The 12,168-nt window shown below is 66.0% G+C and carries 9 protein-coding genes; 2 read left to right on the forward strand and 7 right to left on the reverse strand.

Annotated features, from left to right (window positions below; translation table 11 throughout):
- On the forward strand, positions 1-465 hold the full coding sequence (locus SARO_RS11695) for a PaaI family thioesterase (protein WP_011445966.1): 465 nt from the start codon (positions 1-3) through the stop codon (positions 463-465).
- Positions 462-1,595 carry a cell division protein ZapE gene (zapE, locus tag SARO_RS11700; RefSeq protein ID WP_011445967.1) on the forward strand — a complete coding sequence of 378 codons (1,134 nt, stop codon included), beginning with the start codon at positions 462-464 and terminating at the stop codon, positions 1,593-1,595. Before SARO_RS11695 ends, zapE begins: the two co-directional genes overlap by 4 nt.
- Before the next feature lie 296 nt (positions 1,596-1,891).
- On the opposite strand, the gene SARO_RS21050 is transcribed toward zapE, so the two are convergent.
- The 7 genes from SARO_RS21050 to SARO_RS11735 form a co-directional block, all read right to left on the reverse strand.
- The gene (locus tag SARO_RS21050) at positions 1,892-4,174 is read right to left on the reverse strand and encodes an EAL domain-containing protein (RefSeq protein ID WP_011445969.1); all 2,283 of its coding nucleotides are present in this window, start codon (positions 4,172-4,174) and stop codon (positions 1,892-1,894) included.
- 82 nt (positions 4,175-4,256) lie between these two features.
- Positions 4,257-6,146 carry an XrtA/PEP-CTERM system amidotransferase gene (locus tag SARO_RS11710; RefSeq protein ID WP_011445970.1) on the reverse strand — a complete coding sequence of 630 codons (1,890 nt, stop codon included), beginning with the start codon at positions 6,144-6,146 and terminating at the stop codon, positions 4,257-4,259.
- 9 nt (positions 6,147-6,155) lie between these two features.
- Positions 6,156-7,724 (reverse strand): exosortase A, encoded by a 1,569-nt coding sequence (xrtA, locus tag SARO_RS11715; protein WP_011445971.1) that lies wholly within the window; start codon positions 7,722-7,724, stop codon positions 6,156-6,158.
- Positions 7,711-8,943 (reverse strand): TIGR03087 family PEP-CTERM/XrtA system glycosyltransferase, encoded by a 1,233-nt coding sequence (locus tag SARO_RS11720; protein WP_011445972.1) that lies wholly within the window; start codon positions 8,941-8,943, stop codon positions 7,711-7,713. The genes xrtA and SARO_RS11720 overlap by 14 nt, the downstream gene beginning before the upstream one ends.
- Positions 8,940-9,995, reverse strand: a complete 1,056-nt coding sequence (locus tag SARO_RS11725; RefSeq protein WP_011445973.1) for a FemAB family XrtA/PEP-CTERM system-associated protein — start codon at positions 9,993-9,995, stop codon at positions 8,940-8,942. Before SARO_RS11725 ends, SARO_RS11720 begins: the two co-directional genes overlap by 4 nt.
- A complete protein-coding gene (locus tag SARO_RS11730) occupies positions 9,992-10,873 on the reverse strand; it encodes an XrtA system polysaccharide deacetylase (protein WP_011445974.1) in 882 nt (293 codons plus the stop codon). The genes SARO_RS11725 and SARO_RS11730 overlap by 4 nt, the downstream gene beginning before the upstream one ends.
- 25 nt (positions 10,874-10,898) lie before the next feature.
- Positions 10,899-12,167 carry an XrtA/PEP-CTERM system-associated ATPase gene (locus SARO_RS11735; RefSeq protein WP_011445975.1) on the reverse strand — a complete coding sequence of 423 codons (1,269 nt, stop codon included), beginning with the start codon at positions 12,165-12,167 and terminating at the stop codon, positions 10,899-10,901.
- Between the last annotated feature and the right edge of the window lies 1 nt (position 12,168).

The raw sequence follows: 12,168 nt of genomic DNA on the forward strand, positions 1-12,168 counted from the left end.
GTGAGCGAGGCAGCCTTCCGCTACGAACCAGCCGCGGATCACTCCGGCTGGTTCACCTGGAACCTCACCGACGAGACCCGGTTCAACGCCCAGGTAATGGGCCGGATGCTCACCCGGATCGAGGACGGCGCGGATGGCGTCCGCCGGGCGCGGCTGCGCATGCTGCCTGAACGGCGGCACTCCAACCTGCTCGACGCGGTGCACGGCGGCGTCACCCTCGCCCTCATCGACATCGCGCTCTTCGCGGCCATGCGGACCCTGCTGGAAGGCGACGCCGCCGGCTCGGTCACGCTCGACCTCTCCACCCAGTTCATCGGCGCCGGCCGCGTGGGCGACCCCCTCGACGCAGTGGTCGAAGTCCTGCGCGAGACTGGCCGCCTCGTCTTCCTGCGCGGCCTCGTCGTCCAGGGCGACGACACGATCGCCGCCTTCAACGGCACGATCCGCAAGCCGACGAAACGATGACCTCGGTCCTCCAGCGCTATCACGAACTCGTCGCCGCCGGCGAACTGCGGCCGGACGCGGAGCAGGCGGCCGCCGCCGCAAGGCTCGATACGCTCCAGCGCGAACTTGAAGCGCCTGCGCCGTCGGGCGGCTTCCTCAGCCGGCTGTTCGGCAGCAAGCCCCCGCCGGCCCCGCGCGGCCTCTACATGTGGGGCGGCGTCGGGCGCGGCAAGTCCATGCTCATGGACCTGTTCCACGACAACCTGTCCGTTCCCGCCAAGCGGCGCGCGCACTTCCACGAGTTCATGCTCGACGTCCACGCGCGCCTGCGCGAAGAGCGCAAGAAAGAAAGCGGAGACCCGATCCTCCCGGTCGCCGCCGCAATCGCGGCCGAGACGCGGGTGCTGTGCTTCGACGAGATGGTCGTCAACAACAGCGCCGACGCGATGATCATGAGCCGCCTGTTCACCGCGCTGATGATCGAGGGCGGGGTCACCGTTGTCACCACATCGAATCGCGCACCGCAGGACCTCTACAAGAACGGCCTCAACCGCGAACACTTCCTGCCGTTCATCGCACTGATCGAAAGCCGATTGGACGTGCTGACGCTCAACGGTCCTGTCGACTACCGGCTCGAGCGCATGAAGGGCGTAGGCACCTGGCACGTTCCCGTCGGCCCCGCGTCGACCGAAGCGGTGCGCGAGGCGTTTTTCCGGCTGACCGACTATCCGCCCGAGGACAGCGACCACGTCCCGAGCTGCGACCTCGACGTCGGCGGCGGGCGCCTGCTCCACGTGCCCAAAAGCCTGAAGGGCGTGGGCGTGTTCAGCTTCAAGCGGCTGTGCAGCGAGGCGCGCGGAGCGGCGGACTACCTGGCGATCGCGCGGCATTTCCACACCGTGATCGTCGTGGCGATCCCGCGCCTGGGCCCGGAATTGCGCAACGAAACCGCGCGTTTCATCACGCTGATCGACGCGCTCTACGAACACAAGGTCAAGCTGATCGCCACCGCCGATGCGGAGCCTGCCGCGCTTTACGACTGGCAGGGCAAGGGCGACGAGGAAGGCCGGTTCATGTTCGACCGGACCGTAAGCCGCCTGATGGAAATGCAAAGCCAGGACTATCTGGCGCTCGGCCACGGCGAAGACTGAAAAGCCAAACTACGAGGCAATACGCTGCCCCGCTAAACCGCACCCTCATGTCGCGGCGTGTTAACCACGAATCACTTGAGGAATATCAGACAAGCTATGCGGCGCCACTGCCCCAGAGCGAAGCAGTGGCAGCCCAAAAAAGCAAAACGCTGAATTTCCAAGGAAATTCAGCGTTTAAGCATTACGTCATGAGCCAGCGAAGGATCTCGATGACCGCGTTGAGAGCTGCAAACATTCGTGCCTCCATCCACGATTGGAGACACATGGTTAACACCAACAGGTATGGTTAACAACTTCTAAACGAGTCCGATCTGGCGCCGTCCCAATTCGAGAACAGTTTTTCTTAGCTCGGCAAAAGGTTGTGGCCGTCCGAGAAAGTACCCTTGCCCAACATCGCAGCCCAGCGAACGCAGCATTCGGTAAGTGGCGTCATCCTCGATTCCCTCGGCGACGACTGCCTGCCCCAGCGCGTGAGCCAACTCGATCGTCGACTTGACGATCAGGCGTTCGCGTTCGTGCGTCAAAACACGAGAGACAAAGCGGCGGTCCAGCTTGAGTTCGTCGCTCGGAAGATCGGCCAAATAGGCAAGGCTTGCTTCGCCCGTTCCGAAGTCATCGATCGACAACCGCATGCCCATGTCCCGAAGGCGAGTGAGGTTCTGCACTGCCGCAGGGCGGTTGCGCACGCTGGACGTTTCCGTGATCTCGATGGTGAGAAGCCCGGGGTCAATCTTGCGACGCTGGACGATCTCCCAGATGCTGGGCACAAGATCGGGCTTGTCGACCATCTGCGCCGACATGTTGACGCTCATCTGAAAGGGTTGCCCGCCCGCGTTCAACGCAAGCGCGGCAGTAATCGCCTCCTCGATGACCCAATAGGTAAGAGCGTCAATGCGTCCTGCGCGTTCGGCCTGGAGGATGAAGGCGTCCGGCGCGATCGGCCCGCGCGTAGGATGATTCCAGCGGATCAGCGCTTCCGCACCGCAAGGGCGCCCTTCACGCATGTCCCACTGGCTCTGGTAGGCGAGCCAGATTTCGCCATTCCGCAAACCTTCGTCGATACGCGCATGAAGGGAGAGTTCCCACGTCGCCTCGGCAAGCCGATCGGCCTCGAACAGTTCGACGGACCTGCCACTGTTGAGAGCATCGTTTGCACTTGCCAGTGCGGAGTTGACGCGAGTCAGGGCATCAAGACCTTCATTGCGGTCGAGCCCGAAGTGGATGTTGGTGTCGAACGTGTACGCTCCGATTTCCAGCGGAGCAGAGAACAGTGCACGCAGGCCCTCGAGGTGATTCAATTGCATCTCGAGCGGACGTGCTTCCTCCGTCCAGGCAAAGTGCCCCCCCTCGCCGTTGAAGATTGTTTCGATACCAGAACCCACGGAAAGGCGCCGGGCAATTTGCTTGGCACATTCGCCGTGCAACTCCTTGGGAAGGGTCGCGAGAATTTCTTCGTATCTGGCGATAACCGCTACAACGACGTCGCGCCCGACCTCGAAGGAAGTGGCGCTCAGCGCGATCAGGTTGGGCAGGCCGGAAGCGCTGGTGTGTTGTACACGGCGCACGCGCAGTTGCCACAGTCGCCCGCTTCCATAGACGATGGCACAAAGCAGCGAAGCGCCGATATCAATCGTGATGCCCACGATCTGCAGCAGCACCGGCAATACAAAGATCGCTGCCAACGCCCCTGCGTAGGCCACGAACTTGTAAGACCTCCGCGAAAGGCGAGAAGTCGTGCGGACCATCAGCCAGAAGAGCATCAGCAATGGATAAGAGCCCAAGGCCAAGGCTAGCGGCTTGCGCAAGGCGTCAGCCCCTGCAAGGTCAAGTGCCAAGGGGTGCACCCGTCCACGACCATACAGGCCGATCGCAGGAGCCGTGCCCGACGAGTTTACAATGACTGTCCGTCCAGTGAGCAATCCGTTTGGAAAATCCCCCCGCAGGAATTTTGTGGCGCTCAATTGCGGCACGGAGTCCAAATCCAGCAGATACTCGGGGGCGAACGAAGGCTGAAGCCCATCAAATCGTTCCGCAAGCACTGCCGCAAAAGTTGGATAGACCTTGCCGCCGATCGTGATCTTGTATGGAGAGGAAACTCCAAACTCCATGAAGTTCCCATCCCACGCGGACAGGACGATTGGAACCTCGTCAATGGTTCCCTTCGGCGGGATATCAAAATCGGCGGGACCGAACTTGTGCTTGAGCCCGCCGATTTCTCGGCTCCTAAGGACCAGAGTGGCGTCGGGCTGCAGCCTCTTCAACGCGCGCGCAAGAGCTTCGTCACCCGCGCGATCGACCCCAAACTTAAGCTGGCTGTCGAGATAGATTCGACGCGGCATCTGAGATGCCAGCCGATCCAGAACATCGGCCACTTGGGAAGTGCTTGGAACCGATTTTTCCGACGCGTGCACGCCATCGTCGAAACTGACAATTACGGTCGCTCCGCTGGCGGCATGGCTGCCGAACTTGGATCGGGTGTTCCAGAATATGTGATCAATGGGCGCCAAAAGATCGGTAAGCGCCAGCAACGCCGGGATCAGCAGCGCGAGATACAGCGGTGAGCGCAGTTTCTTCAGCATGGACCATCGGCGGTTGTTTCACAGCCTGACTAGACCGCAATGGTGAAGAACGTCTTACCGAAATGTCATGATTAATTGGCAATCAACCAAGAAGCTGCAAGGATTTCCGGAGCATCAGCAACTGCCAGATGAGCCGGCTGTGATCCGCCCTCCCCGACACGTGCGCATCGGCCAGGGCGTCGATACGGGCTGCGTCCAGCCAGCCGGTGCGGGCGAGCAGGCCGTCCGACGCCAGCGCCCGTGCCTCGTGCGCAAGCGGACCGCGCAGCCACTGGGCCAGCGGCGTGACGAAACCCATCTTCGGCCTGAACAGCACATCTTCCGGCAGATAGCGGCGCATTGTCTGCTTTATCAGCCATTTGCCGGTCGCACCGCGCACCCGCAGCCGTTCCGGCAGGCTTGCGCCGAATTCCACCAGGCGATGATCCAGCAACGGCTCGCGCGCTTCAAGGCCGACGGCCATGCTGGTGCGATCGACCTTGGTCAGGATGTCGCCTGGCAGGTAGAACTTGAGATCGGCATACTGCGCGCGATCCAGTCCCGAGCGGGCCGGCGCCTTCCGCATCAACTCGATGAGTGGCTGTTCGGCGCGGTAGTCGCCGCGCAGTCGCTTGAAGTCCGGCGTGTAAAGCGTCTCTCGCAGCTCGGGCGACGTGACCGAAAGCGCGCGGGCATAGCCCTCCTCCCCGGAAGCCGCGAGGCTGAGCAGCGTCGTCTTCGCGCGCAAGGGGCGCGGCGCCCAGTCCGCCTTGGGCCATAACCGGCCAAGCGTGCCGAACAGCGGCTTGCGCAAGGCGGAAGGCAGCAGCGCCCGCGCCTGTTCCTCGCGGTGCTGGAAGGTCTGGCGGCGGTAACCGGCAAAGGCCTCGTCCGCGCCGTCGCCCGAGAGTGCGACGGTCACATGTTCGCGCGCTAGCTCGCACACGCGGAAGGTGGGTAGCGCGGAAGCATCGGCGAAGGGTTCGTCGAACATGCCCGCCAGCCTGTCCACCAGCGAGAAATCATCTGGAGAAACCAGGCGCTTGCGGTGTTCGGTGGCGAAGCGCGCGGCAATCCGGTCGGCATAGGCCGTCTCGTCGAGCGCGGCGACGTCGAAACCGATCGAACAGGTCTTGACCGGCGTGGCGCTCGCCTCGGCCATGAGCGCGACCACACTGGAGCTGTCGACCCCGCCGGAGAGGAAGGCGCCAAGCGGCACGTCGGCGACCATGCGCGAGGTCACCGCGTCGCGCATGTGGTGCAGGAGGTGCGCGCCAAGGTCTTCGGCGCTACCATTGGCGCGGTCGGCGAAGGAGACGTCCCACCACTGCACCGGCGCGGCCGGCGGGGCATCATGGCGCAGGAGCTGGTAGTGCCCGGCGGGCAGCTTCTCCACCCCCTTGAGCATCGATCGGTGGTCCGGGACATAGCCCCAGGCGAGATAATCCTCGACCGCCAGCGGATCGATTTCGCGCCGCAGCGACGGGTGCGCGAGCAGCGCCTTGAGTTCGGAGCCGAAGATAACCGCGCCATCGGCTAGGCGCGCCGTGAACAGCGGCTTCACGCCCAAGCGGTCCCGCGCGAGCAGGGTCGTGCGTTGGCGGAGGTCGTAAAGGGCAAAGGCGAACATGCCGTGGAGGCGCGGCAGGCACGCCGTACCCCATTGGCGCCAGGCCTGCAGGATCACCTCGGTATCGCCATCGGTGCGGAACTGTGCGCCCAGGGCCTGGAGTTCCTTGCGCAAGTCCCTGAAGTTGTAGATTTCGCCGTTGAAGACGATGACCGCGTCGCCTTCGGCGGCCTTCATCGGCTGGGGCGATCCCGCCAGGTCGATGATGGAGAGACGGCGGTGCCCCAGGCCGATGCCGGGCGCGGTCCACACGCCTTCCCCGTCGGGCCCGCGATGCGCGATGGCATCGCACATGCGGCGGACACGGTCTGGGTCGACGGGCTTCGGGCCCTCGGTATGGACGATTCCGGCAATTCCGCACATGCGAGGGGCCTAGCGGGGCAAGGCAGCGCGGTCCATCCACGCATCGACCGGACCGATGGCCGACAGGAAGGCGCGCATGGACTGTTCGGCCGACGGCTGGCCGGGAATGTCGTCTTCGGCGGAGAGGATGAGCGTGGCCGTGGTCCGCTCCCGCAACAGCAGACGGTCGAGGATATTCCGCAGTTTCAGGCGGGTGTTGCTACCGGTGAAGAGGCTGCCCGAGCGGTAGAAGGTCTCTGCCAGGCGATGGACGGGACCGGCTGTCTGGATGCGGTCGGCGTGGCCTCCCGCGAGCGGGGCGGCAGAGCGCTCCCAGGCCCAGCCACCGCCAAGCGGGATGGCTCCCTGCCCGAAACCTCCCGCCTCGTGCCCGTCTGCCTGCATGGCGTAGAGCGCGTAGGAAACGTCGACGGTGTGGCCCGCACCGTCGCGGAAGCGGCCCAGGAGGACGTGGGAAGCGCCTCCGTGGAGCGGTTTCCAGTGCGATTGGGGGGCATAGTCGACTTGCTGCCAGCCCGGCACACCGGGGAAATCTATGCGAGCGGGGATCGCGGCCTCGAGGCTGTTGGCCCAGGCGCCCCAGCCTGCGAACAGCAGGGCGATGGCGGCTGCGGCCGCAAGGGCCCGGGGTTGCGCCATGGCAAAGCCGGACAGGCGGCCAAGGACAGGGCTTGCGGCGATGGCGTCGGGATCGATCATGCGGTCGTCGATCGCGCGGTCGAAGAAGCGCCATGCGAGGACCATGACCATCGCCATGACCATGGCGAAGAATATCCACCCGTAGAACACGTGGTCGAAGCCCGCCGCGAATTCGATGCCGTGGTGTTCGGCGATGAAGATCGTGCCCCATGCGCGCACGCCGTTGGCGAGGATCGGCATGGCCACGCTCAGCGCCATGAACGCCGCACGGCGGGTCCAGGTGGCAAAGCAGACGTTCGCGACCAGCGCGCCATAGGCGACCATCGCGATCAGGAACTTCACACCGGAGCACGCCTCCGCGACCTCGAAATAGCCGCCGGGGGTGGTGATGAACACGCCCTCGATGTGCGCCGGGACCTGGCTGAGGTCGAGCAGCGCCATGGTGATTCGCGCAGTGATCGTCTGCAGCGTGGGGATCAGCTCGTCGCCGGCGGGGACGAGGAAAAGCATGTAGGCGAGCGGGAACGCCAGCGCGGCGGAAACGCGCGGCCCCAGCAGCGTCAGCGCGCTCGCCTGCGCCATCAGCACCACGCCAAGCTGCGTGGCAAGCGAAAGGCCCGCGAAATCGCCAAGCAGCCAGAGGAAGCCGGCTCCCGCGAAGAGGACCAGCCCTGGCCACCAGCCCTGCGGCGCGACCTTCACCACCTCGCGCCAGCGCAGCGAGACGAGCCAGCCGAGGATGAAGGGGATCAGCAGGACGTGATTGTATGTCGAGCTGTCCCACCATTGCAGGAACATCGCGCGCCAGTCGGCCGCAAAGAGCAATACGTTGCCGAGCCACGCCAGCGCGAGCAGGCCGAGCGCACGCCGCCACTGGGCGGGCAGCGCGGTCCAGGCGCGGCCGAGCGGGGCCCTGAGCGCGAGATCAGGCGGCGACACGCGGCGCCTCCGGGTGGCGGGGCAGGCCGAGCAGGCCGGCGAGCGGAGCGAGGACGCCCGCCCAGCCGCACCGCTCCACCACGATGGCGCGGGCGGAATGCCCGATGGTGGCGGCGCGGACCTTGTCGTGGAGCAGGGAAAGCGCGGCCTTGGCCAGCGCCTCGGCGCCATCGGCGACGACCAGCTCGTGTTCTTCGCGCGCCGGGATCCCTGTTGCGGCTTCGGGCGTGGCAAGCACCGGGCGGGCCATGGCCATGGCCTCGAGCACCTTGTTCTGCACCCCGCGCGCGATGGTGAGCGGTGCGACGACGAGGTCGGCCCCGGCAAGCCACGGGCGCACGTCGAGGACGGCGCCGGTCACGCGAGTCCCGTTCACGCCATCGAGCGAACGCACCGCCAGGGTCGGCGCACGGCCGACGACGTTGAAGCGCGCCTGGGGAAACACGGCGCGCACCTGGGGCATGACGGCCCGGGCAAACATCTCCACGGCGGCTACGTTGGGCGGGTAGTCCATCTGGCCGGTGAACGTGAGCTGCGGTCCCGCGCCCACCGTCTCGGGCGCGGGGGACATCCCTTCCGGGTCGAAGAAATCGGTATCGATGCCGTTGCCCAGCGAAATGACCGCCGGCTCCGCACCGGGCGCGAGGCGCTGGCGAAAGAGCGCGGCTTCCTCGGGCGTGACCAGAAGGCTGGCGTGCGCGCGGCGGGCCACGGCATCCTCGAAGCGCGAAAGCAGGCGCGCCTCGCGGGCGTAGAGCAGGCTGGCGGGGAAACGCGCGGCAGCGGCATAGGCTTCGAACTTGGCGGAATCGACATCGACGAAATCCATGACGACGCGGCCCGCGAACCGGGCGGGCACGTACTGCGCCATTTGCCCGGACAAGACGTAAATCGCGCCAATCGGTCGCTCGTCGAGAACGCGGGCGACGTAGGCCGCCAGCCGCCTGTCGGCAAAGGCGGTCAGGCTGACGGGCTTGCCACGCACGAGGGCATCTACCCCCGCCAGCGGCAGCGAGCGCGTTCGTGGGGTCAGGCAGTGGCTGGCCGCGATCGCCGCAAGGTCCGGCTCATGCGCCATATCGCCCTCGTCATCGGCAAAGCAGGCGACGTGGACGGGCGCGAGGCCGGCGATATGGCGCAGCACGTGGCACGAACGGATCTTGTCGCCCCGGTCGGGCGGGAACGGGATGCGATGGGCGAGAAACAGGACCTCGCTCATGCAAGGCCGTTCGCGATGATCGGGCCGAGCCGGTTCGCCACCGCCAGCGGTAGCTTCTGCCACAGTGCGATCCTTGCCCGGTAGCGCGGGCTGAGCGGATTGACGTCGCGCGGGGCCTGCCCGTCGGCGGTCCAGTGTGCGTAGGAGAGCGGCTGCGGCGCGAAGCCCCAGTTGCGCTTGAAATGATAGGCACCGGAATCGACCTTGGAGCGACCGAAATCGAAACGGTCGCACCCACGCGCCCGCGCATGGTTCATCAGCGCGTAGTACATAACATCGTTCGCGCGCATGGCCCGCGCCTCGAACGTGCCTCCGCCCCAGTAGGGCATCACCGCGCCGCGATGGTAAAGGCTCAACACCGAGGCAAGCGGCCTGCCTTCGTGCAGGACGGTCAGAATGTCGGCATCATCGCCGAAACCGTCGAGCACGGCGTCGAACAGACGGCGCGGAAACACCGGGGTGCCGAGGTTTCGCACGGATTGCGCGTAGACCGCATGATGCATTGCCCTGTCCTCGGGCGAACGGCCGGTGCGCACTTCCATCCCGTAGCCCAGCCCACGCCGCACTTCGGCGCGCTGCTTGCGCGGAATGGCCAGCAATTGCGCCTCGTCGTCGGCGGCAAGCGGCGTGACGAAGCCTGCGTGGCTGTCGGTCTTCACGTGCCAGCCATCTCCCTGTGGCAAGGGACCGCCGCGCAGTTCGACGGTGGGGCAGTTCAGCCGCACGGCAAGTTCCTGTGCCGCCGCGAACAGAGCCGCATCGCCCTTGCCGACGACTCCGCCGCCGACGCCGAAGCCGGTCGAAACCAGTGCCCGTCCGAACAGCGGGGAATGGACTTCGTGCAGGGGCAGAACCGCGCGGATCGCTTCGTCTTGCCCGGATACCAGGACATGCGTCCGATGCCCGGTCGATTGTTCGACCGCATCGAGCCATGCGGCGCGATGGAACACCGTTGCATCGGGATGCGCGTCGAGGAATCGCGCAACTGCCGGGCGCTCCCCGGGATCGGCCAGTCGCGCCACCACGCGCGAAGGCACGAACGGCGCGTTCATGCCGCTCGCCTCACCGGTGTGCGCGCCGCCTCGATGGCAGCGATTTCGTCCATGCGCCCCCAGCGGAACTCACGTACCAGCCGCGAGAGCTTTGCCGCCATGACGTCGAGATTGGTGTAGTGGCGCAGGCGCGACTTCAGCGGCGCGACCGCCGGACGCGGCTGGTCCGGATCGATCTCCCACGGGTGGAAGTAGAACGCGGCGGGTCGCCCTTCCCGCTCGTTCACCTGCCGGATGGCCCAGCGCGACACCGCATAGGGCAGCAAGCGGAAGAACCCCCCGCCGCCTGCCGCCATGCGCCTCCCGGCGACTTCTGCGGTGGTGACGGGAATTTCGATCAGGTCGGCGCCCTCGACCGGACGAAAGGCGAAGCGTGGCGCCTCGCGCCAACCATAATGGTCGTGCACGATCGGCGCGACCGAAGAGGAATAGGCATAACCTTGCTCTGCCAGCACCTCGTGTGCCCAGGGCGTGCGGGCATCGATGGAAAAGCTGGGCGCCCGATAGCCGGTGACTCGCTGTCCTGTCGTATCCTCGAGCACCTTGCGCGCACGTTCGATGTCGGCGGCAAAGGACTCCCGGCCCAGCGTGAACACGCGGGCATGATCCCAGCCGTGGCTGGCGATCTCGTGGCCCGCAGCAGCAATCCTGCGCATCAAGGCCGGGTAACGCTCGGCGATCCAGCCAAGCGTGAAGAAGGTGCCCTTGACGCCGGCATCGGCAAAGAGGGCAAGGATCTGCTGGCAATTGCGCTCGACCCGACAGTCGAGCCCGTCCCAGTCGCTACGGTCGATAACGGTTTCGAACGCGCCGACCTGGAACCAGTCCTCGACGTCGACCGAAAGCCCGTTCAGCACCTGCCCGGCGGCCGCGCCCATTGCTCAAGTCCCCTTGTGGCGCGGCTCAGGCAGCCGCGCGATGGAAGTCTTCGGCCTCGATCCACTCGATCAGCATGGTCAGGGTATGGCGGATCGCCTGCTCCTGCTCGCTGGTGCGCGATTCCAGCGCGGCGATGCGGCGCTGCGCCTCGGCCAGCGCCGCCACGACCTGTTCGTCGCCGGGCCGGGCCTCGAGCGCGGCGATGCGGCGGTTGGCTTCCTCGAGCTGCGCGGCAAGATCGAAATCGGGCACCCGCGCGACCGGCTCGGCGCGCAGGTCGGCCAATTCGATGATCGCCTGCTGAAGCTCGGCAATCTGCTCGTCGCGCTCGGCCAATGCGGCACGCCACGCACTGTCGTCGAAGGCGGGCGCCGCAGGGGCGGCCGGTGCGACCGTAGCGACAGGTGCGGCGGGCATCTCGATCCGTGGCGCTTCGGCCCGTGTGGCGGGCGACACCTCTGGCTGCGGACTGCCGAATGCGCCGTCAACCGCAAGGTCCGCCAGAACGTCCTGAAGCATCGCCGCATCGATGTGATCGCGCTGCTCCACCGCGCCCATCAGCATGAGCCGGTTGACGATCTGGTTGATCCTGCGCGGCACGCCGCCGCTGGCCCGGGCAAGATCGGCATAGACGCGCGCGTCGAACTGCGGGCGTCCCTGCCAGCCGACAAGCGACAGGCGATGCTCGACATAGGAACCGACTTCGGCGGGCTCCATCGCATCGAGGTGATGCGACGCGATCACCCGCTGGCGCAGCTGCTCAAGCTCGCCCGACGTCTGCAGCAGGGTGCGGAACTCGGGTTGGCCGAGCAGCAGGATCTGCAGCAGCGGATGCGAACCGAGCTGGAAGTTGGAGAGCATGCGCAGCTCTTCCAGCGCCTCGACCGAAAGGTTCTGCGATTCGTCCACCACCAGCAGGCAGCGACGGCCTTCGCGGGCCTCGTGGTGGAGGAACGCCTCGATCTGCGCGAGCGCGGTGGCCTTGTCGTGCCCGGCCACTTCCAGCCCGAAGGCACGCGCGGCGACATGGATCAGTTCCTCGCCGTCGAGAGCCGAAGTCACGATCTGCGCGGCAGTGAGTCGCGCCCGGTCGACCGTCGCCATGAGATGGGCGGCCAGCGTCGACTTGCCCGCGCCGACTTCGCCGGTGATGACTATGAAGCCCTCACCCTGCGCAAGGCCATAACCGAGGTATGACAATGCCTTGCGATGCGTCCCGCTCTCGAAATAGAAGCGCGGGTCCGGCGTGAGCTGGAACGGGCGGGCCGAAAGGCCATAGAATTCATCGTACATC

Origin of the sequence: Novosphingobium aromaticivorans DSM 12444, from assembly GCF_000013325.1 — a bacterium.
In the GTDB taxonomy this organism is placed as follows: Bacteria; Pseudomonadota; Alphaproteobacteria; order Sphingomonadales; family Sphingomonadaceae; genus Novosphingobium; species Novosphingobium aromaticivorans.

What these genes read in the sequence shown, in the direction of transcription:
- zapE (WP_011445967.1), top strand. Translation starts at nt 462, where the DNA reads ATGACCTCGGTCCTCCAGCGCTATCACGAACTCGTCGCCGCCGGCGAA.
- SARO_RS21050 (WP_011445969.1), bottom strand. Translation starts at nt 4,174, where the DNA reads ATGCTGAAGAAACTGCGCTCACCGCTGTATCTCGCGCTGCTGATCCCG.
- SARO_RS11710 (WP_011445970.1), bottom strand. Translation starts at nt 6,146, where the DNA reads ATGTGCGGAATTGCCGGAATCGTCCATACCGAGGGCCCGAAGCCCGTC.
- SARO_RS11720 (WP_011445972.1), bottom strand. Translation starts at nt 8,943, where the DNA reads ATGAGCGAGGTCCTGTTTCTCGCCCATCGCATCCCGTTCCCGCCCGAC.
- SARO_RS11725 (WP_011445973.1), bottom strand. Translation starts at nt 9,995, where the DNA reads ATGAACGCGCCGTTCGTGCCTTCGCGCGTGGTGGCGCGACTGGCCGAT.
- SARO_RS11730 (WP_011445974.1), bottom strand. Translation starts at nt 10,873, where the DNA reads ATGGGCGCGGCCGCCGGGCAGGTGCTGAACGGGCTTTCGGTCGACGTC.
- SARO_RS11735 (WP_011445975.1), bottom strand. Translation starts at nt 12,167, where the DNA reads ATGTACGATGAATTCTATGGCCTTTCGGCCCGCCCGTTCCAGCTCACG.